The following is a 20,996-nucleotide window of genomic DNA, read 5'->3' on the forward strand; positions in this document are numbered from 1 at the left end:
GCGGCCCCGATCAAGGTGGGTCAGGTGATATCGGCCTTGGCCGGCTCATCCAGGCCCATGGCATGCAGGCGGGCATAATGGCCATTGGCCGCGAGCAATTCGGCGTGGGTGCCGCGCTCGACCAGACGGCCCTGGTCCATCACCAGGATCAGGTCGGCTTTCTCGATGGTCGACAGACGGTGGGCAATGACCAGCGTGGTGCGACCCTCCATGACATGATCCAGGGCTGCCTGGATATGCCGCTCGGACTCGGTGTCCAGCGCCGAAGTGGCTTCGTCGAGAATCAGCAGCGGCGCGTTCTTCAGCAGTGCCCGGGCAATCGCCAGGCGCTGGCGCTGGCCCCCGGAGAGCAGCACGCCGTTCTCACCGACTTCGGTATCGAAGCCTTTCGGCAGGCGGTCGACGAACTCCTTGGCGTAGGCGTCTGCGGCTGCCGCTTCGATATCGGCACGCGGGGCGCCGGCCAGGTCGCCATAGGCGATGTTGTTGGCCACGGTATCGTTGAACAGGGTGACGTGCTGGGTCACCTGGGAAACATGGCGGCGCAGGTTGCGCAGGCGATAGTTCTCGATTTCCACACCGTCGAGCAGGATCTCCCCCTGGTCGTGGTGGTAGAAGCGCGGGATCAAGGCCGCCAAGGTCGACTTGCCACTGCCCGAGCGCCCTACCAGGGCGATCATCTGCCCAGGCTCGGCGACGAAGCTGATGTCGCTCAGCACTTCGCGCTCGGTGCCGGGGTAGGTGAAGCTCAGGTTGCGCACTTCGAGGCGGCCTTGCACACGGTCTTTCTCGACGGTGCCGGTATCGATCTCTGGTGCTTCGTCGAGCTGTTCGAAAATGCTCTCGGCACCGGCCAGGCCCTTCTGGATGGTCGAACTGACTTCCGACAACTGGCGGATCGGCTTGGGCAGCAAGCCTGCCGCCGTGATGTAAGCCACCAGGTCACCGGCTGTGGAATCACCCCGCAGGAACAGCACCAGGAACATCAGCGCCGCCATGGCGGTGTAGATCACCAGTTGCAGCAGCGGTGTGTATAGCGAGCCGGTCTTGGTCATGTGCAGCTGCTTGTCGGTGTTGCTCTGGCTGGCATTGCCGAAGCGCTGCTGTTCGTAGGCTTCACCACCGAAGCTGCGGACCACGCGGTAACCCTGGATAGTCTCGGAGGCGACATGCGTCACATCGCCCATGGCGGACTGGATCTTCTTGCTCTGCTTGCGGAATTTCTTGCTGGCGATGCTGACCATCACTGCGATCACCGGCAGGATAGCGACCATCACCAGGGTCAGGTGCCAGTTCATCCACAACAGGTAACCGAACAGGAACACCACCGTCAGGCCTTCACGGATAACGACCTTGATCGCATCGGTGGCGGCACCGGTGACCATGGTCACGTTGAAGGTGATCCGCGAAATCAGGTGGCCCGAGTTGTGGTTGTCGAAGTAGCGGTTGGGCAGCACCAGCAGCTTGTTGAACAGTTCCACGCGCAGGTCATGCACCAGGCACAGGGAAACCTTGGCCAGGAAATAGTTGCCCAGGAACGAGCCCAGGCCTTGCCACGCTGCAATCAGGATGATCAGCAGCGGCACCGCCTGCAGCAACTGCAGGTCGCGCAGGTAGGGGACATTGGGGAACAGGACCGCTTCAGGGTTGCTCAGCCCATCGACGAAATACTTGAGAATCCCGGCCAGCATGGGCTGGGTCGAAGCAAAAATCACGAAACCGACAATGCTCAGCAGGAAAATGCCGGCGTAGGGTTTCACGTAGCTCAGCAACCGGAAGTAGATCTTCAGGCTGGAGGTGTGCTCCGCCGGTAGCGGTGTTTCGGCCATCATCGAGCTCGCTGTTCAGGTTGAACCGGAAATTTTACCACAGGCGTCATTTTCGGCACGTACCCATGGCAACAACATGACCAGACCGACTGGCAGCCAGCTGACGAACCATTCTGCCCGAGGCGTGGCGGTGAGACTGGCGGCATCGAACTGCATGGCCATTGTCGAGTACACCCACAACCCGAGCAGAATCTTGCCGAGCAAGGTGTGCCGTGCGCGGATGATCTCACCCAGGGCGAACAGCCAGACGAAGATCCACAACAGCATACCGGGCAGGCCCAGCTCGACGGCAACATGGGTGAACATGTTGTGCGTATGGTCGAACTGCATGCCCACGGAAGCGACCTTGACGTTGTAGGCAGCGCCCAAACCCAGGCCGGTCCAGGGATGCTCGCCGATCATTTTCAGCACTTGCTCGAAAATCTCTGGCCGGAATGACGCGCCACGGGCCGTGATCAAGTTATACATCACGAAAAAAGCCAACGCAGTGGCGAGCACCGCTCCCATCGCCAGGATTCGGCTATGTCGATCGCGCAGCCATACCGGCGCAAGCACCATGGTCACCAGCAGCGCCAGTGACGCGCCGCGGCTCTGGCTGAGGATGACGAAAGCCCCGAGACAGGCCAGTGCCAGCATCCAGCCGAGCTGAAATAGCCGCCGGCGAGGCATTTGATAAAGCAACAGCAAAGCTGCGGCGCCGATCACGTAGGCGCCTAGAATCGGGTGTGAAATTTCCCCGATCCCGGCCAGGCGTGCCACAAGGGGCTGGGCCTGTAGCCCATAGAAATGAATGATCGAAATCAGCGCGGCAATCGCCAGCAACCCACTGCCGATCTGCAGCAAATTGCGTATACGATCTCCCCCTGCTTGCGCCAGCAGTGGAAACGCCAGCAAGAACACGAAGATGTAGAGCAGGCGCTTGGCCTCCCGAGCGAGGTCCTCGGCGGGTGTCCAGGCAAGGCTCACGCCACCCCAGGCCATCAGCAACAGCACACTGCCCCACAGCGCCGGCTGGCGTCGCCAGGCTTCGACCAGCACACGCCGCGCCGGCCACGCCAACAGCAGCGCGGGCAGCCACAGGAACACAACCAAACCTTGCTGATAAATCTTGTTGCTCGGTGCCAAGGCAATTGCCCCGAAGAACCACACCAGACCAAACCCCAACCAGGCCTGAACCCAGTTTTTCTCGTAGACCATAGGTCCCCTCGGTCAATCAACGACAGCATACGTTGGTGCTGCAGCATTATTTTCGGCATTATTGCCGGTCAATTTGTTCGCCAGACGACAAGGCCCAACTCATGCAATGCTCCCGACTCTCCCAAGTCGACTTCGATCAGCTGATACTTGGCGCCCAGGTACTGGAGGCTGACAGCCATGGCGCCAAAGTCTACCTGCTTGGCGATGGTAATTTCCTTAAGGTATTTCGTCGCAAGCGACTGATTTCATCTGCGCTGCTGCGCCCCTACTCGCAACGCTTCGTCGACAACGCCGCACGCCTTGCCCAACTGGGCATCCCTACCCTCGAAGTCATCAGCCAGCACAAACTGGATGTACCGGGCAGAACGGCGGTGCTTTATCGACCACTACCGGGACGTACTTTGTTGCAAATGTCCCGCGACGCCGATTTCAGCTGGGACCACTACCTGCCCCGGCTGATCGAACTGATTCGCCATCTGCACCGAAGCGGCATCTACTTTCGCTCCCTGCACCTTGGCAATGTGGTCGTCACCCCTGACCAGCGCCTCGGTCTGATCGACGTGGCGGACATGCGATTCCTGCGCCCGCCCCTGTCCGCCCGCATGATCCGCCGCAATGTGCAACACATGGTGCGCTATATCGAGCGGGAAAACCTGGGTGACCGATTCCCCCTTGCCGACTTCGAGGCTGCCTTGCTGGCGCGCTGAGTTCAACCACGCAGCAGGCTGTGCGACCCGTCGCAGAAGGCCTGCCATGCCGCCTCGGGTGCCAGTATCTGCCGCTGCCGGGTAGCCACCGCCACGGCGCGGGCCGAATCACAGCGCGCGATCTCCCGCGCCCAGGCTTCTACACAGCCTACCGCCAGGTAGCAACCCGATGCCTGCAACTGCTCCCGGAATACCGGCAAGTCGCTGCAAACAACTGGCACATCCGCCATGACCGCCTCTTGCACCACCAGGCCCAGGCCTTCGGCACGCGAAGGCACCAGCAGCCAGTCAAATGCCCGGTACAGTCGCTGCAACTCGTCATGATGCCCACTCAGGTGCACGCTATCTGCCAGGCCCAGCTCATCGATCCGCGCCTGAAGGCTGGTGCGCAGAGGGCCATCACCGACAATCGCCAGCTGCATGTCTGGCCTATGCACCACAGCCTTGGCAAAGGCCTCTATGAGCATCTCGAACCCTTTGCTTTCGACCAGCCGCCCCACCGCACCGAGCACTTGACCAGTGGTTTGCGGCAGTGCCAGTACCTGACGCGCCTGCTCCCGGCTGAGCAGCGGCCCGGTAAAGGCTTGCGGGTCGAACGCCATGCGCAGCGTCTGTACCGGCCGGCCAATGTCCCGTTCCAGCGAACGCGCCAAGGTGTGCGAGACCGCCGCGAGGCTCAAACGCTCGGCGGGCAGCCTGTTCAACAAGTTCACATCGCCGGCGTTCAGCCGGGTCATGCCATGGAACAACACTTTGGCCCGCACCTCGGGGATATGCTGCAGCACCGGCAACACCAGCCGCGCGACACCAACGCCGTCGAGCAGGATCACGTCGGCACCCGCCTCCTTCAGCGCCCGCTGCAGGCGCAGGCGCAGCCAAGGCCGTAGCAGACGCCACAGGTGCTTGCCCTTCAAGGCTCGCTGCGGCATATGCCAGACACGGGTGGAGCCTCGCCCGTGGCAGAGTTCCCCGCCGAGCAGCAGCCAGTTACTGATACGGGCGTCGGCCCCCGCGTGCGAGAGCACCTGTTGATGGACTTTGTGGATGGACATGTACGGCGAACCGCCTGCCCACATCATGTTGACAATATTCATGGGGATAGCGCCCCTCTCCCGTGCAAGCCAGGTGGGACTGCAACGTCATTGGCAGAAAAAGATGATCCCATGCTGACAAGGGCGCCCAAGAACCGCGTCAATGCCCGCCTTGTCCCGACGCAATGCCGGGAAGGCGCCCTCCCTCCAGCATAGGCCGTAATATTCAGATCAGAGGCCCAGCTTGAGCCGCAAGCGTTGCCAGGCAGACAACGGAGGATGAGGCCTGAGCGGTGGGCGCATGTGCTCCACGATGCTCTGCCCGACGGCAGCAAAACTGAAACGTGACACGGCCAGCTCACGGCCATTTTCGGCTATCTGCCGTGCCAGTGCAGGATCATCGCGCAAGATGCGCAGCTTCGCCTGCAGCGTCGGGATGTCACCATAGAAGACAACGTTGACCATGTCCTGCAGGCCCAGCGCACGGTTTTCCGCTTCGCCCTGGTCATAGGCCAGCAGCACGCAGCCACAGGCCATGGCCTCGAAATTCTTGATCATGTACTCACCCATGCCGACATCGGCACTGACAAAGTACTGAATGCGGTTCAGTGTGTTGCAGTAGTCTTCACCTGACTTGGTGCGGGTCACCACCAGGTTCTCGACCTGCCCCAGTTCGTCCAGCAGCGCCTTGCGCCCGCTGTAGGCGACACTGTTGGTGCTGCCGACGAATGCCAGTTCGATATCGCGCTCGCGGCCTTGGTCGGCCAGCAGTTGCTCATCGTAGCCCTTGGGCACGAACACCGCGTCGAAGCCTTCCTGACGCAGGCGCTCGCTGACCATGAACCCCGAACTTATCACCCGCGCCCAGGGAAGTTTGCGGTAATGCGCACTGAACTTGCCGGTGTACTTGCAGGGGATGTAGTTCTGGTAGGCGTCGTGCTCGAGAATGACCAGGTTCGGCACCGTGCGGATGAAGGCGGCCTGACGGATCTCTTGCTTGAAGCGCAGGAAAAAGACAATGCGGTCATAACGCTCTGCCTGCACTTCACGCTTGAAATAACGGCGCAGGTTGCGCTGGTCTTCGCTGGTCAGCCAGCGCAGGTCGCATTCACAGTTGGCCGCGACGCCATCGTACAGGCGATCGAGGATCGCACGCTGTTCCTTCTGTACCAGAAATAGGACTTTCATTGCTTTCCTTGGGCGCTCTGCGCCATCGCGGTCAGGTTTACAGCTCACGCCGCCAGAACAGCTCATGCCGGCGCACGGCCTTGCGGAAGAATTCGTTCTCCCCGTAAGGCGACGGCCGGCGCCCCGCCAGCCAGCGCTGCAGCAAGCGACGCAGGCGGCGCTTGAACGGTGCCGGGGGCTGCAGGTCGTGCATCATGCCCAAGGCCATGGCCTTGTCACGCTGGGTAGCGACATCCAGCATCAAGGTGCATGGCGCCCAGGCTTGCTCGGCGCTCAGTTGCGGCGGCAGAGCTACGCCATCGCCACTGTCACCCATTGGCCAACGGTCGTTGTCATGCAGGTGGTTGGCGTAGCACAGCAGAGTCTGCGGCTGCCAGGCCAGGCCTTGCAGTGCCTCCATGACGGCCGCCTGGGCGCAGATATGGTCGGGGTGCGGGTCAAGTTGCGGATGCGGCATGACCAGCACTTCAGGCTTGGCCATTTCCAGCAGGGCCCGCAGGTCGGCCAGCAAGTTGTGCCAGGTTGGCGCACCATCGCGGTCAGCGGGTAGCGGGAACGGGTTGAACTGACGGAACGGGCGGATATCGGCCATGTCGGCTTCACGGGATGCGACAGGCTGATGGGGGGCTGCCTGCATGGCGGGCAGCTGCAGGCAGAAATAGCCCAACTGCACGCAATGCGACTCCGGTACGCCTGCCCAGCGCGGTACGGCGATGCTGTCCCAGGCGCGCAGGCGGCCTTTCAGACGGGCAGCCTCCGACTTGCCCAGGCCCATTTGCTGATAATGCTCGGCCTCGATCTCACCCGCAGTCAGGGTCACCACCCAGGTCTCGTCCGCCTGGCTGTACAACCCATAAGCCGCCAGTTCGGCATCATCGGCATGCGGCGCGATGACCATCACGCGGCGGCGCTGAAACTCGGCGCCGGGGGTTATCCACAGGCGTGGCTCACCCAGCAACCGGCAATACTTGCCGCGCAAACGCAGCGTGCCGGCCTGCAGAGGTTCAGCCAGCCCGGTGAGGTTGAGGAAACGAAGCCCATCGACTCCGCGCTCGAAGGTTTGCCGGTCGGTATCTTCGCTGCCGTGCAGCTCGACCCGTGGGTCGAGGAAGCGCCCCAGCCAATGACTTTTCAGCCGGACCTCGAGCACCAGCGTTTCATCACCCTGCAACGCCGTATCCACTTTGAGCAGCCCGTCACGCAGCACGACCGGCGCTTCATGGCTCAGTTCGCCGAAGCGGTAGGCATAATCCTCGCCAGGGGCATAGAACAGGTGATCGGCAAACCAGGCTTCGTGAGCGGCCCAGAGCAGCGGCAGCAGCAACAGCGGCAGCCACCACCAGGTGCACACCCCCAGCGCCACCAGCACGGCCAGGCTTGCCAGCAACCCCAGGCGCTTGTTGCGCCGATGGCGCTTGAGCAATTGCTGCTTGCGGCTCATGCCTGGAATACCGGCACAGGGTTGCACCAACGGTCCTTGTACTCCCGGTCGGCACGGCCGAACGAGAAACGCAGGGGCTTGTTGCGCGCACGAGCATCTTCCCAGGCGGCCTGGGTATTGAGGAAGCTCAGCACGCTACCCGGGCTGAAGGCCTTGGTTTCAGGGTCGACGCCGCCGTTGATGTATTCGACGCTGATCCACCCGGGCGCTTCGACGCGATACACCAGCTGGATAGCGATTGGCTTGTCGTCCAGCATCAGCACCGAACCGATCAGCAGCTCGCGCAGGCGCTCCAGCACATCGGCCATGCGCTCGGCACCCGTGGCCGGGAAGCCCCAGCGGCGCTGGAACAGGTCGCAGTACATGGCTGCGATCTGCTGCGCACTGAAGTCGCTGATCGGGCGCACAATGCCACCCGCTTCCTCCAGTAGGCGCAATTCGCGGCGCTGGTTGTAGCGGAATTTCTTCGACAGGTCTTCGTGGGCGCGGGCCATGGCCAGCTGCTCCTTCTGCACCTTGAGGCCACTGAAGCGGCCCTGGTTTAGTTCGGACAGGTAGCGTGCGCCATGGCGCAACGGCGCGCCGGCATCCGCCGCTGCCGGCAGAATGATCTCGGCATTGCCAAGGTCGAACAGGGCTTTTTTGCCGGCACGCTTGAGCTCGTCCTTGGACAACGCCAGATGACGCCCCCAGGTCGGGATCGCTGCCTTGAGCTCACCCGCCTGGTACCAGCCCAGGTAACGCACTGGAATCTGCGCCAGATCCGCCAGTTGCTCGACCACCAACGGGTGCGTCGCGACGCTGCCACCGAAACGCGCCCACGCCTCGGCGTAGGTCGGCGCATCGATTGCCTGCCAACCGCGCTCGCGCAAAGCCTGGATATGATTGAACATCAACCCTTCCCCACCAGCACACCAACCTGCGGCAACTGCCAAAATGCCTCGCGCACGGCCTGGTCGGAAAAACGCTCTCGCAGGCGCCGCAACATGTGCATGGCGCAGGCTTCACGCTGCTGATCATCCAGCGCGGCCATGTGCTTGAGACCCTGCGCCAGTTGCCCGGCATCGGCCAGCGGAAACAGCACGCCAACCCCCTCGACCACCTCACGTGCACCGCCGCAGGCCGTGGCCAGCACGGGCACGCCGGCGACCATGGCTTCGAGCAGGACCATACCGAATGGCTCGTGATCGGAGCTCAAAGCAAACACGTCGAAGGCCTGAAAATAGCGGCGGGCATCCGCCACCTGACCGAGGAAATCCACCTGCCCGGCGATGCCCAGCTCGGTAGCCAGGGCCTTGAGTTCGGCCTCCAGGCGGCCCTTGCCGAGGATTGCCAGGCGTGCCCCGGCCGGCAGCCCAGGCAGCGCCTCGGCAAAACCACGCAGCAAGGTGGCCTGATCCTTGTCAGGGTGCAGGCGGCCGACATTGCCAACCACCCACGCCTGGGCATCCAGGCCCAGTGCCTCACGTGCCTCGGCACGGGGCACCAGGGCAGCTTGCAGGGCATCGATGTCGATACGGTTGTACAGCGTCTGGATACGCTCGGCCGGCCACTGCGGCAGGCAACGGCGCATGTCGTCACGCACCGCATCCGACACGCCCAGCAAGCTCAGGCGCTTGCTGAACAGGTTGGCGAAGATACGCCGCCCCTTGCGCACATAGTCGCCAAACGCATGGTGCACACCAATCACCGGCAAGCCGGTACCCAGCAGCGCGATATAGATCGGTTTGAAACGGTGAGCGATGCAGAAGCTGAAATTGCGCTCGGCCGCAATGCGTCGCAGGGCACGAATGGCACCAAGCTTCAGGCCACGCACGGCCTTGGAGCTGAATTCGAGGAACAGCACCTCGTCCGACGCACAACCCGCGGCAACCTGCGGGTCGGCAGCGCCAGTGAGGAACACGGTGGTGACCTTGTAGCCGCTGCCCTGGAACAGGCTGGCGTACTGACGGGCACAATCGAGGAACGGCCCGTCATAGCCATGGCAGAACTGCAGGATCCGCGCTTCAGAGCGGCTGGTCATAGGCGGCGGCGCCGTCCTTCACGACCAGGATGTCTTCCATGATCAGGTACTGCAGGTCCGAACCGAAGAACATGTTCAGCGCATCGGTCGGCGAGCAGATCATCGGCTCGCCACGGCGGTTCAGCGAGGTGTTCAGCGATACGCCGTTGCCGGTCAGGTCTTCCAGCGCCTTCATCATGTCGTAATAGCGCGGGTTGTATTCGCGCTTGAGCACCTGGGCACGCGAGGTACCGTCCTCGTGGACCACTTCCGGTACACGGGTCTTCCACTCTTCAGCCACTTCGAAGGTGAAGGTCATGAACGGCGCTGGGTGGTCGACCTTGATCATCTGCGGGGCGACGGTGTCGAGCATCGACGGGCAGAAAGGTCTCCAGCGTTCGCGGAACTTGATCTGGTGGTTGATGCGGTCAGCCACGCCTTCTACGCTCGGGCAGCCAATGATCGAACGACCACCCAGGGCGCGCGGACCGAATTCCATGCGACCCTGGAACCAGGCCACCGGGTTGCCGTCGACCATGATCTTGGCAATCTGTTCAGGCATGTTGTCCAGCTTGCGCCACTTCGGTGCATTCGGGTGACGAGCGCAGGCAGCGATCACGTCTTCGTTGGAATACGACGGGCCGAGGTAGACGTGCTCCATCTTCTCGACTGGCACGCCACGGGCGTGGGAAACGTAGGCCGCAGCACCGACGGCGGTACCGGCGTCGCCGGAAGCCGGCTGGACGAACAGTTCCTTGACGTCTGGACGGGCGATGATCTTCTGGTTGAGCTTGACGTTCAGCGCACAGCCGCCAGCGAAGGCCAGTTTGCCGGTTTCACGCAGGGTGTCGCCCAGGTAATGGTCGATCATCTGCAGGGCGAGCTTTTCGAACAGCGCCTGCATGCTGGCCGCGTAGTGGATGTACGGCTCGTCGGCGATGTCGCCTTCGCGCTTGGGGCCCAGCCATTCGATCAGCTTCGGCGAGAAGTAGAAGCCTTTGCCCTTCTCTTTATGGCGGCGCAGGCCGATGACATTGGCATACTCGGTGTTGATCACCAGTTCGCCGTTCTCGAAGCTGGCCAGGCGGGAGAAGTCGTATTTGCTGGCATCGCCGTACGGCGCCATGCCCATGACCTTGAACTCGCCGTCGAGCATCTCGAAACCGAGGAATTCGGTGATCGCGCCATACAGGCCACCCAGCGAGTCCGGATCGAAGAACTCTTTGATCTTGTGGATCTTGCCGTTTTCGCCATAGCCGAAGAAGGTGGTGGCGTATTCACCCTTGCCGTCGATGCCGAGGATCGCGGTCTTTTCCTTGAAGCCCGAGCAGTGGTAGGCGCTGGAAGCGTGGGCCAGGTGGTGCTCGACCGGTTCGATCTTGACCTTCTTCGGGTCGAAGCCCAGCTGCTCCAGGCACCAGACGATCTTCTTGCGGTAGCGCTTGTAGCGACGATTGCCCATCAGGATCGCATCGAGTGCGCGGTCCGGGGCGTACCAGTAGCGCTTGGCATAGTGCCAGCGGGCCTTGCCGAACAGGCTGATCGGGGCGAACGGGATGGCCACCACGTCGACGTCGGACGGCTTGATGCCGGCTTGTTCCAGGCAGAATTTCGCCGACTCGTAGGGCATGCGGTTTTTCGCATGCTTGTCACGCACGAAGCGCTCTTCTTCGGCGGCGGCAATCAGTTTGCCGTCGATATACAGGGCCGCGGAAGGGTCATGGCTAAGGGCGCCGGACAGGCCAAGAATCGTCAATGCCAAGGGATTAGCCTCTTCATTCGGTAGAGATGCGCCAGCGGCCTCATGGGCGGGTGGCGGCTAAAGGGCGAGATTATAACGCAAACATCACCGACTGCGCGGTCGTTGTAGGAGCGGCCTTGCGTCGCGAAAGGGCTGCGAAGCGGCCCCGGCAATTTCTGCTGCGAAGCTGAAAAACTGGGGCCGCTTCGCTGCCCTTTTGCGACGCAAGGCCGCTCCTACAGGGGAACTCAGCACCGCTTACTCAGCGATCAGCCAGTCCATGCGGAAGCTGCCGGCAGTCTGCGCCAGCTCCCTGGCCAGCCACGGCAGCAGCTCGCGCAGCTCTTCTTCCAGCCCCCATGGCGGGTTGGCGATGGCAAGACCAGAACCGTTCAGGCCCTGCGGGCTGTCCTGGTGGTGCACATACAGTTCGACGCGCAGCAGCTTCGGTGCACCGGTGCTGGTCAGGTCCTGGTAAAAGCGGGTCAGCGAGCGCTGGTCCTTGATTGGGTACCAGATGGCTGCGACGGTCTGGCGCATGCGGCTGATCGCTTCCTTCATCGAGGTGGTGCAGCGCTTGAGTTCATCAGCCTGCTCGAATGGCGGGTCGATCAGCATGATGGCGCGCTTTTCCTGCACCGGCAGCAGTGCCCGCGGCACATGCCAGCCTTCGCCCAGGTGCACCACGACACGCGGGTCTTTCTTCATGTTCTCTTTGAGCAGCGGGCCGTCTTCCGGGTGCTTTTCGTTGAGCAATGCACGGTCCTGCTCGCGCATCAGCCGACGCGCCAGCTCGGGTGAACCCGGGTAGTAGCGCAGCTCGCCGTCAGCGTTCAGGCGCTTGATGATACGCAGGTAGTCTGCAGCCATGGCCGGCAGGTCATCGCGGTTCCACAGGCGGGCGACGCCTTCCAGGTACTCGCCGGTGCGGGTCGCCTGATCGCCTTGCAGGTCGTAAAGACCGAGGCCGGCATGGGTGTCGATGTAGGCGAACGGCTGCTCCTTGCGCGACATCAGGGCGATGAGGCGGGTCAGCACGATATGTTTGAGGACGTCGGCGTGGTTGCCGGCGTGGAAGGCGTGACGATAGTTCATGGCAACTCCTGCGGGGGTGGCAAGTTTACCTTGCCTTGCAGGCGGAGTCAGGCCTGACTGCTGATTGGCGGCGCCTGGGAGGCAGGCGCCGCCGATTCAACGGGTATTACTTGTCAGCGTGATACGCCGCATCTGCAGTTTCGAAGCGCTGCAGCATCACCGGCGAAGGGCTGCCCAGCTTGCTCACCAGGATGATGGCGATGCTGGCGAACAGGAAGCCCGGGATGATTTCGTACAGCCCGAGGGTGTCGAAGTGCTTCCACAGGATCACGGTCACCGCACCGACCACGATACCGGCCAGCGCGCCGTTACGGGTCATGCCCTTCCACAGCACCGAGATCAGCACCACCGGGCCAAAGGCGGCACCGAAACCGGCCCAGGCGTAGGACACCAGGCCCAGTACGCGGTTTTCCGGGTTGGCGGCCATGAAAATGGCGATCAGGGCCACGGCCAGCACCATCAGGCGGCCGACCCACACCAGCTCGCGCTGCGAAGCGTTCTTGCGCAGGAAGGCCTTGTAGAAGTCTTCAGTCAGGGCGCTGGAGCAGACCAGCAGCTGGCAGCTGAGGGTACTCATCACCGCCGCCAGGATGGCCGACAGCAGCACACCAGCGACCCACGGGTTGAACAGGATCTTGGCCAGCTCGATGAAGACGCGCTCGTGGTTCTCGGTGACCGGACCAGCCAGCTCAGGGTGCGCCGAGAAGTAGGCGATACCGAAGAAGCCAACGGCGCAGGTACCGGCCAGGCACAGGATCATCCAGGTCATGGAGATGCGACGCGCCTTGGCGATGGACTTGACCGAGTCGGCGGCCATGAAGCGCGCCAGGATGTGTGGCTGGCCGAAATAACCCAGGCCCCAGCCCATCAGCGAAATGATGCCGATGAAGGTTGCACCCTTGAACATGTCGAAGTGGGCAGGATTTTGCGCTTCGATGGCCAGGAAGGTGGTGTCGAAGCCACCTGTCGAGATCAGCACGATGATTGGCGTGAGGATCAGTGCGAAGATCATCAGCGAGGCCTGCACGGTGTCAGTCCAGCTGACTGCCAGGAAGCCACCGATGAAGGTATAGGCGATGGTTGCCGCAGCACCGGCCCACAGGGCGGTTTCATACGACATGCCGAAGGTGCTTTCGAACAGGCGCGCACCGGCGACGATGCCCGAGGCACAGTAGATGGTGAAGAACACCAGGATGACGATCGCCGAGATGATCCGCAGCAACCCGCTCTGGTCTTCGAAGCGGCTGGCGAAGTAGTCCGGCAGGGTCAGTGCGTCACCGTTATGTTCGGTCTGCACGCGCAGGCGGCCGGCAACGAACAGCCAGTTGAGATAGGCACCGACGGTCAGGCCGATGGCGATCCAGGCTTCGGACAGGCCGGAGAAGTAGATGGCGCCCGGCAGGCCCATCAGCAACCAGCCGCTCATGTCGGAAGCGCCGGCGGAGAGCGCAGTTACCACGCTACCCAGGCTGCGACCACCGAGGATGTAGTCGGAAAGGTTCTTGGTGGAGCGATAGGCTGCGAAACCGATCAGCACCATTACCGCGATGTAGATCACGAAGGTGATCGTTAGTGGATTGCCCATGCGTGTGCCCTGGCGTTTGTTTTTATGTCATGCGCAACCGCCCTGAAGAAGGTTGCACCCAGGCGGCGAATGCTATGCAACAACGCAAAGTCGGTGCAACCACTTTTCATTGGCAAGTTGCACCTTCCTGTCGGTTTTCTGAAAAAACGTATTTCTTGCTTCACTTCGGAGCAAAAACCACATTTTTCAGAAGAAAATGCACTGTAAGAACGTCTTTTTAGGCCGTAGGAAAAGCCACCAGACGAGTTGCACCTGTTCTTCGCAAATTTAGGGTTGCACCTGGTTGCACCCGGAAACGCCTACAGCTAATCTTGGCCCCAGCTTAAGCCACAACCGTGGCAATAATGAGGATAAGAAATTGGCGACGACCACCCTTGGGGTCAAACTCGACGACCCGACCCGTGAGCGACTCAAAGCTGCTGCGCAGTCCATCGACCGTACGCCGCACTGGTTGATCAAGCAAGCGATCTTCAATTACCTGGAGAAGCTCGAGGGTGGCGCTACCCTGACCGAACTCAATGGTCATACCAGCAACCAGGCCGATGACGCTGGCGAAGTGCAGCCAGACCATGCCCACCAGTGCTTCCTCGAATTTGCCGAGAGCATCCTGCCGCAGTCAGTACTGCGTTCAGCCATCACCGCCGCCTACCGCCGCCCCGAGCAGGAAGTGGTGCCGATGCTGCTGGAGCAGGCGCGCCTGAGCGCCCCGCTGGCCGAGGCCACCAACAAGCTTGCCGCCGGTATCGCGGAAAAGCTGCGCAACCAGAAGAGCGCTGGCGGCCGTGCAGGCATTGTCCAGGGGCTGCTGCAGGAGTTTTCCCTGTCGTCCCAGGAAGGCGTTGCGTTGATGTGCCTGGCCGAAGCCCTGCTGCGTATCCCTGACAAGGGCACCCGTGACGCCCTGATCCGCGACAAGATCAGCAACGGCAACTGGCAACCGCACCTGGGCAACAGCCCGTCGCTGTTCGTCAACGCCGCTACCTGGGGCCTGCTGCTGACCGGCAAACTGGTCTCCACCCACAACGAAGCCGGCCTCACCTCCTCGCTCACCCGCATCATCGGCAAAAGCGGCGAGCCGATGATCCGCAAGGGCGTCGACATGGCCATGCGCCTGATGGGCGAGCAGTTCGTCACCGGCGAAACCATCGCCGAAGCCCTGGCCAACGCCAGCCGCTTCGAAGCCAAAGGCTTCCGCTATTCCTACGACATGCTTGGCGAAGCCGCACTGACCGAACACGACGCGCAGAAGTACCTGGCCTCGTACGAGCAGGCGATCCACTCGATCGGCAAGGCTTCCCACGGCCGCGGCATCTATGAAGGCCCGGGCATCTCGATCAAGCTGTCGGCACTGCACCCACGCTATAGCCGCGCCCAGTACGAGCGCGTGATGGAAGAGCTGTACCCGCGCCTCCTGTCGCTGACCCTGCTGGCCAAGCAATATGACATCGGCCTGAACATCGACGCCGAAGAGGCCGACCGCCTCGAACTGTCCCTCGACCTGCTCGAGCGCCTGTGCTTCGAGCCGGCCCTGGCGGGCTGGAACGGTATCGGCTTCGTTATCCAGGCCTACCAGAAGCGCTGCCCGTACGTGATCGACTACGTCATCGACCTGGCCAAGCGCAGCCGCCACCGCCTGATGATCCGCCTGGTAAAAGGCGCCTACTGGGACAGCGAGATCAAGCGCGCCCAGGTCGAAGGCCTGGAAGGCTACCCGGTGTACACCCGCAAGGTGTACACCGACGTCTCCTATGTCGCCTGTGCCCGCAAGCTGCTGGCCGTACCGGAGGCCATCTACCCGCAGTTCGCTACCCACAACGCCCACACCCTGTCGGCCATCTACCATATCGCCGGCCAGAACTATTACCCAGGCCAGTACGAGTTCCAGTGCCTGCACGGCATGGGTGAACCGCTGTACGAGCAGGTTGTAGGCAAGGTCGCCGACGGCAAGCTGAACCGCCCGTGCCGCGTGTATGCACCGGTCGGCACCCACGAAACCCTGCTGGCCTACCTGGTCCGCCGCCTGCTGGAAAACGGCGCCAACACCTCGTTCGTCAACCGCATTGCCGACCATTCGATCTCCATCCAGGAACTGGTCGCCGACCCGGTCGCCAGCATCGAGCGCATGGGCACCCAGGAAGGCAACATCGGCCTGCCGCACCCACGCATCCCGCTGCCGCGTGAGCTGTATGGCAGCGACCGCGCCAACTCGGCCGGTATCGACATGGCCAACGAACACCGCCTGGCATCGCTGTCCTGCGCCATGCTGGCCACCGCCAACAATGACTGGAAAGCCACCCCGCTGCTGGCCTGCGCCGCCAGCGAAGCCGCTGCCGTGCCGGTACTGAACCCGGCGGACCACCGCGATGTGGTCGGCCATGTGCAGGAAGCCACCGTCGCCGACGTCGACAATGCCATCCAGTGTGCGCTGAACGCGGCGCCGATCTGGCAGGCCACCCCGCCCGCCGAACGTGCCGCGATCCTCGAGCGCAGCGCCGACCTGATGGAAGCCGAAATCCAGCCACTGATGGGCCTGCTCATTCGCGAAGCCGGCAAGACCTTCGCCAACGCCATCGCAGAAGTGCGTGAAGCCGTGGACTTCCTGCGCTACTACGCGGTACAGGCACGCAACGATTTCAGCAACGACGCCCACCGCCCACTGGGCCCGGTAGTGTGCATCAGCCCGTGGAACTTCCCGCTGGCGATCTTCTCCGGCCAGGTGGCCGCAGCACTGGCTGCCGGCAACCCGGTACTGGCCAAGCCTGCCGAACAGACCCCGCTGATCGCAGCACAGGCCGTGCGCCTGCTGCTGGAAGCCGGCATTCCGGAAGGCGTGCTGCAACTGCTGCCAGGTCGCGGCGAAACCGTCGGTGCCGGCCTGGTCGGTGACGAGCGCGTCAAAGGTGTGATGTTCACCGGCTCCACCGAGGTCGCCCGCCTGCTGCAGCGCAATGTCGCTGGCCGCCTGGACAACCAGGGCCGGCCAATCCCGCTGATCGCCGAAACCGGTGGCCAGAACGCGATGATCGTCGACTCCTCGGCGCTGACCGAGCAGGTAGTGATCGACGTGGTGTCCTCGGCCTTCGACAGCGCCGGCCAGCGTTGCTCGGCACTGCGCGTGCTGTGCCTGCAGGAGGACTCTGCCGACCGCGTGATCGAAATGCTCAAGGGTGCCATGGCCGAAAGCCGTCTGGGCTGCCCGGACCGCCTGGCCGTGGACATTGGCCCGGTAATCGACGCCGAGGCCAAGGCAGGCATCGAGAAGCACATCCAGGGCATGCGCGAAAAAGGCCGCACGGTCTACCAGGTGGCAATCGCCGATACTGCCGAAATCAAGCGCGGCACCTTCGTGATGCCAACCCTGATCGAGCTGGACAGCTTCGACGAACTGAAGCGTGAAATCTTCGGCCCGGTGCTGCACGTGGTGCGTTACAACCGTCGCAACCTGGACCAGCTGATCGAGCAGATCAACGCTTCCGGCTATGGCCTGACCCTCGGCGTGCACACCCGCATCGACGAGACCATTGCCAAAGTGGTGGAAACCGCCAACGCCGGCAACATGTACGTCAACCGCAACATCGTTGGCGCTGTGGTAGGCGTGCAGCCGTTCGGCGGTGAAGGCCTGTCCGGCACCGGCCCGAAAGCCGGTGGCCCGCTGTACCTGTACCGCCTGCTGTCGACCCGTCCGGCCGACGCGATTGGCCGCCACTTCGAGCAGCAAGATGGCGAAGGCCAGCCGGACCGCACCCTGCACGACCATCTGATCAAGCCGCTGCACGTGCTCAAGGCCTGGGCCGAGAGCAACCAGCAGGCTGAACTGGCGGCCCTGTGCAGCCAGTTCGCCGGCCAGTCGCAGAGCGGCATCGCCCGCCTGCTGCCAGGCCCGACCGGCGAGCGCAACACCTACACCATCCTGCCACGCGAGCACGTGCTGTGCCTGGCGGACAACGAAGCCGACCTGCTGGCGCAGTTCGCTGCCGTGCTGGCGGTGGGTAGCTCGGCGGTGTGGGCTGACGGCGAGCCAGGCAAGGCCCTGCGCGGCCGCCTGCCGAAGGAACTGCAAGCCAAGGTCAAGCTGGTGGCGGACTGGAACAAGGATGAAGTGGCGTTCGACGCCGTGATCCACCATGGCGACTCGGACCAGCTGCGTGGCGTGTGCCAGCAGGTGGCCAAGCGTGCCGGGGCGATCGTGGGTGTGCACGGGCTGTCCAGCGGGGACCATCAGATTGCGCTGGAGCGCTTGGTGATCGAGCGGGCGGTGAGTGTGAATACTGCTGCTGCGGGTGGTAACGCCAGCTTGATGACCATTGGCTGACGACTAAGGTCGTTGATGGAAAAGGAGAGCTTCGGCTCTCCTTTTTTTTGGGGTGCATGCCATGAGGGAGTTTCAAGGCTGGCAGGAGCATGCCTTGATTCTTTCGGCGCCTATAAGATCGAGCGCCGCCCGCGCGGCGCTCGATCTCACAGGCGCTGCAAGCCTCATAGCATACACCTGTATGCCCCACCCTTTCTGTACCCCTATCATCCAGATCTAAATCGAAGATCAACTCGACGCTGGGCCTATGAACAACACATAAATACGAGACAGCTCCATTGCAAAACCTAGATACATCCAAAACCGATTAGCAAAACTGAACTTGCTATTTGACTTGCCTGTCACATCGCCCGCACTGAAATTGATCCCTTTCTGCATGACCGCGAGAAGGTAAAGCGAGAGTGCTTGCAAGGCAATGACCACCACCAATGCCACCCACGGCAAGCCCTCTAATATGAATGATCCAACAAACGCTGCGATCATCAGGGCGTAGTAGCTCAAGGTTAACTTCAGAATGGACCAAGGGTATTCTTTGCCGGAAGACCGGGTGACATCATCCACGCGCTTTAGCAGCGGATAAATGTAAAACATTCCGAACGCACTACGCAGCATAGGGATCACGGGCTCACCGGTTCGGACCTTGTGCAACCTCCAACTTTGATAAAAGCAGTACCACCAGTAAAGGCCCAAAGTAAATAAGGTCATCACTACTAACTTGGAGGGTGAGACCACAAAAAACGGTGCTTCGTTAGATCCGGAGCCACTTACACGATCACTGGCCATTAAAACAATTTCCTTGAGCGAACACCAAAGCAAGCATTCAAGGCCAGTCGGTGCCTTAACTTCACCAGGCTGATTCTGAAGATTGCGCAGGAAACGTCTAAATATCGCCAGATGCGTAAATGCCATCTACCCCCTGTGGCCATGAAGGGATAGCTACCCCACAACGTTTACGTGTGTTTCGTGCTATCAACTGAATCAATCATGGTAGTCATCCACCTGAAGCGACTCCTAGACTCGGCTCATGCCCGCTCAAGGACCGCCCCCATGCCCGAGACCCTGCTCAGCCTCCGCAACCTAGCCTTCGAACTCTACGAAGTCCTCGACGCCGAAGCCCTGACCCAGCGCCCGCGCTTCGCCGAGCACAGCCGCGAGACGTTCGACGCTGCCCTGACCACTGCGCGCACCATCGCCGAGAAGTTCTTCGCCCCGCACAACCGCAAGGCCGACGAAAACGAGCCGCGTTACGTGGACGGCCGTGCCGAGCTGATCCCCGAGGTGAAGCCCGCCGTCGATGCCTTCCTCCAAGCCGGCTTCCTCAACGCCAACCGCGATTTCGAAGCAGGCGGCATGCAACTGCCCAGCCTGGTCTCGCAGGCCTGCTTCGCCCACTTCCAGGCAGCCAACGCCGGCACCACGGCCTACCCGTTCCTGACCATGGGCGCCGCCAACCTGATCGAAAGCTTCGGCACCGAGCAACAGAAGCGCCTGTACCTACAGCCAATGATCGACGGCCGCTACTTCGGCACCATGGCGCTGACCGAACCCCATGCCGGCTCGTCGCTGGCCGATATCCGCACCCGCGCCGAACCCGCCGGCGATGGCACCTACCGGCTCAAGGGCAACAAGATCTTCATCTCCGGCGGCGACCACGAGCTGTCGGAAAACATCGTGCACATGGTGCTGGCCAAGCTGCCGGACGCGCCGCCCGGCGTGAAGGGTATTTCGCTGTTCATCGTGCCGAAGTATCGGGTCAACCAAGATGGCAGCCGTGGTCCGCGCAACGACGTGTTGTTGGCGGGGCTGTTCCACAAGATGGGCTGGCGCGGCACCACCTCCACCGCGCTGAACTTCGGCGACAACGGCCAGTGCATCGGCTACCTGGTCGGCCAGCCGCATCAGGGCCTGGCCTGCATGTTCCAGATGATGAACGAAGCGCGTATCGGGGTCGGCATGGGCGCGGTGATGCTCGGCTACGCCGGCTATCTGTACTCGCTGGAATACGCCCGCCAGCGGCCCCAGGGTCGCCTGGCGGACAACAAGGATCCGCAAAGCCCGGCTGTGCCGATCATCGAACACACCGACATAAAACGCATGCTGCTGGCACAGAAGGCCTACGTGGAGGGCGCCTTCGACCTCGGCCTGTACGCAGCGCGCCTGTTCGATGACACCCACACCGCCAGCGACGAAAGCACACGCAGGCAAGCCCAGGAACTGCTCGACCTGCTGACCCCTATCGTCAAATCCTGGCCTTCGACTTTCTGCCTCAAGGCCAACGAACTGGCAATCCAAATTCTCGGCGGCCACGGCTACACACGCGAGTACCCGGTGGAGCAGTACTACCGCGACAACCGCCTTAACCCGATCCATGAAGGCACCGAGGGCATCCAGTCGCTCGACTTGCTGGGCCGCAAGCTGGCGCAGAACAACGGCGCAGGCCTCAAGCAACTGATCCGCCTGATCGCCAGCACTGCCGAACGCGCCAGCCATCACCCGGGCCTGGATACCCTGCGCCAGCCGCTGGAGCAGTTGGTCAATCGCCTGCAATCGGTGACCCTGGCGCTGCTCGGCGACCTGGCCGAGGGCAAAATCGCTGGCGCATTGGCCAATTCAGCCCTCTACCTGAACGCCTTCGGCCACTGCGTGATCGGCTGGCGCTGGCTGGAGCAGGCGATCCATGCCGAACTTGGGCTGCTCAAGGGCAACCTCGCCGACCGCGACTTCTACCTCGGCAAACTGCAGGCCGCGCGTTTTTTCCTGACCTGGGAAATTCCCGCCTGCCATAATGACCTGGCATTGCTCGAGGCGCGCGACGATACGTGCCTGGCCATGCAAGATGGGTGGTTCTAGGGGGAGCCGCCGTTAAAA

At 62.3% G+C, this 20,996-nt stretch carries 14 protein-coding genes; 3 read left to right on the top strand and 11 right to left on the bottom strand.

Going from position 1 to position 20,996, the window contains the following annotated elements; all coding sequences use genetic code 11:
- Positions 1-20 precede the first annotated feature (20 nt).
- The gene (gene msbA, locus ACIPW4_RS08650) at positions 21-1,829 is read right to left on the bottom strand and encodes a lipid A export permease/ATP-binding protein MsbA (RefSeq protein ID WP_400656715.1); all 1,809 of its coding nucleotides are present in this window, start codon (positions 1,827-1,829) and stop codon (positions 21-23) included.
- 15 nt (positions 1,830-1,844) lie between these two features.
- Entirely contained in the window at positions 1,845-3,026 is a 1,182-nt protein-coding gene (locus ACIPW4_RS08655) for an O-antigen ligase family protein (RefSeq protein WP_400656718.1), read from the bottom strand.
- A 101-nt stretch (positions 3,027-3,127) separates the two neighbouring features.
- On the opposite strand from ACIPW4_RS08655, the gene ACIPW4_RS08660 reads away from it, so the two are divergent.
- Positions 3,128-3,733 (top strand): toluene tolerance protein, encoded by a 606-nt coding sequence (locus ACIPW4_RS08660; RefSeq protein WP_400656720.1) that lies wholly within the window; start codon positions 3,128-3,130, stop codon positions 3,731-3,733.
- Between the two features lie 2 nt (positions 3,734-3,735).
- Here the strand turns inward: ACIPW4_RS08660 and ACIPW4_RS08665 are convergent, their stop codons facing one another.
- From ACIPW4_RS08665 to putP, 8 genes are all read right to left on the bottom strand, one after another.
- Complete coding sequence (locus ACIPW4_RS08665; RefSeq protein WP_400656721.1) at positions 3,736-4,827, bottom strand: glycosyltransferase; 1,092 nt, start codon at positions 4,825-4,827, stop codon at positions 3,736-3,738.
- A gap of 168 nt (positions 4,828-4,995) precedes the next feature.
- A complete protein-coding gene (locus ACIPW4_RS08670; RefSeq protein ID WP_400656723.1) occupies positions 4,996-5,952 on the bottom strand; it encodes a glycosyltransferase in 957 nt (318 codons plus the stop codon).
- Between the two features lie 37 nt (positions 5,953-5,989).
- Entirely contained in the window at positions 5,990-7,393 is a 1,404-nt protein-coding gene (locus ACIPW4_RS08675) for a PIG-L deacetylase family protein (protein WP_400656725.1), read from the bottom strand.
- Positions 7,390-8,286, bottom strand: coding sequence for an antimicrobial resistance protein Mig-14 (locus ACIPW4_RS08680; RefSeq protein ID WP_400656727.1), 897 nt, complete (start codon positions 8,284-8,286; stop codon positions 7,390-7,392). Before ACIPW4_RS08680 ends, ACIPW4_RS08675 begins: the two co-directional genes overlap by 4 nt.
- On the bottom strand, positions 8,286-9,416 hold the full coding sequence (locus ACIPW4_RS08685; protein ID WP_400656729.1) for a glycosyltransferase: 1,131 nt from the start codon (positions 9,414-9,416) through the stop codon (positions 8,286-8,288). Before ACIPW4_RS08685 ends, ACIPW4_RS08680 begins: the two co-directional genes overlap by 1 nt.
- Positions 9,400-11,157, bottom strand: coding sequence for a carbamoyltransferase (locus ACIPW4_RS08690; RefSeq protein WP_400656730.1), 1,758 nt, complete (start codon positions 11,155-11,157; stop codon positions 9,400-9,402). The genes ACIPW4_RS08685 and ACIPW4_RS08690 overlap by 17 nt, the downstream gene beginning before the upstream one ends.
- Positions 11,158-11,394: 237 nt before the next feature.
- Positions 11,395-12,231 carry a 23S rRNA (adenine(2030)-N(6))-methyltransferase RlmJ gene (locus tag ACIPW4_RS08695; RefSeq protein ID WP_400656733.1) on the bottom strand — a complete coding sequence of 279 codons (837 nt, stop codon included), beginning with the start codon at positions 12,229-12,231 and terminating at the stop codon, positions 11,395-11,397.
- 106 nt (positions 12,232-12,337) lie between these two features.
- Positions 12,338-13,816 carry a sodium/proline symporter PutP gene (putP, locus tag ACIPW4_RS08700; protein WP_400656735.1) on the bottom strand — a complete coding sequence of 493 codons (1,479 nt, stop codon included), beginning with the start codon at positions 13,814-13,816 and terminating at the stop codon, positions 12,338-12,340.
- Positions 13,817-14,174: 358 nt separating this feature from the next.
- On the opposite strand from putP, the gene putA reads away from it, so the two are divergent.
- On the top strand, positions 14,175-18,128 hold the full coding sequence (putA, locus tag ACIPW4_RS08705) for a trifunctional transcriptional regulator/proline dehydrogenase/L-glutamate gamma-semialdehyde dehydrogenase (RefSeq protein ID WP_400656737.1): 3,954 nt from the start codon (positions 14,175-14,177) through the stop codon (positions 18,126-18,128).
- Between the two features lie 228 nt (positions 18,129-18,356).
- On the opposite strand, the gene ACIPW4_RS08710 is transcribed toward putA, so the two are convergent.
- A complete protein-coding gene (locus tag ACIPW4_RS08710) occupies positions 18,357-19,037 on the bottom strand; it encodes a hypothetical protein (RefSeq protein WP_400656740.1) in 681 nt (226 codons plus the stop codon).
- Positions 19,038-19,175: 138 nt separating this feature from the next.
- On the opposite strand from ACIPW4_RS08710, the gene ACIPW4_RS08715 reads away from it, so the two are divergent.
- Positions 19,176-20,978: an acyl-CoA dehydrogenase gene (locus ACIPW4_RS08715; protein ID WP_400656741.1), complete on the top strand. Its 1,803-nt coding sequence runs from the start codon at positions 19,176-19,178 to the stop codon at positions 20,976-20,978.
- Positions 20,979-20,996: the final 18 nt, after the last annotated feature.

It is taken from the genome of Pseudomonas sp. NPDC089996 (assembly GCF_044748405.1).
In the GTDB taxonomy this organism is placed as follows: Bacteria; Pseudomonadota; Gammaproteobacteria; order Pseudomonadales; family Pseudomonadaceae; genus Aquipseudomonas.

Bases quoted from the DNA above. Each gene is read 5' to 3' on its own strand.
- msbA (WP_400656715.1), bottom strand. From the start codon at position 1,829: ATGGCCGAAACACCGCTACCGGCGGAGCACACCTCCAGCCTGAAGATC.
- ACIPW4_RS08655 (WP_400656718.1), bottom strand. From the start codon at position 3,026: ATGGTCTACGAGAAAAACTGGGTTCAGGCCTGGTTGGGGTTTGGTCTG.
- ACIPW4_RS08660 (WP_400656720.1), top strand. From the start codon at position 3,128: ATGCAATGCTCCCGACTCTCCCAAGTCGACTTCGATCAGCTGATACTT.
- ACIPW4_RS08665 (WP_400656721.1), bottom strand. From the start codon at position 4,827: ATGAATATTGTCAACATGATGTGGGCAGGCGGTTCGCCGTACATGTCC.
- ACIPW4_RS08670 (WP_400656723.1), bottom strand. From the start codon at position 5,952: ATGAAAGTCCTATTTCTGGTACAGAAGGAACAGCGTGCGATCCTCGAT.
- ACIPW4_RS08675 (WP_400656725.1), bottom strand. From the start codon at position 7,393: ATGAGCCGCAAGCAGCAATTGCTCAAGCGCCATCGGCGCAACAAGCGC.
- ACIPW4_RS08680 (WP_400656727.1), bottom strand. From the start codon at position 8,286: ATGTTCAATCATATCCAGGCTTTGCGCGAGCGCGGTTGGCAGGCAATC.
- ACIPW4_RS08685 (WP_400656729.1), bottom strand. From the start codon at position 9,416: ATGACCAGCCGCTCTGAAGCGCGGATCCTGCAGTTCTGCCATGGCTAT.
- ACIPW4_RS08695 (WP_400656733.1), bottom strand. From the start codon at position 12,231: ATGAACTATCGTCACGCCTTCCACGCCGGCAACCACGCCGACGTCCTC.
- putP (WP_400656735.1), bottom strand. From the start codon at position 13,816: ATGGGCAATCCACTAACGATCACCTTCGTGATCTACATCGCGGTAATG.
- ACIPW4_RS08710 (WP_400656740.1), bottom strand. From the start codon at position 19,037: ATGGCATTTACGCATCTGGCGATATTTAGACGTTTCCTGCGCAATCTT.
- ACIPW4_RS08715 (WP_400656741.1), top strand. From the start codon at position 19,176: ATGCCCGAGACCCTGCTCAGCCTCCGCAACCTAGCCTTCGAACTCTAC.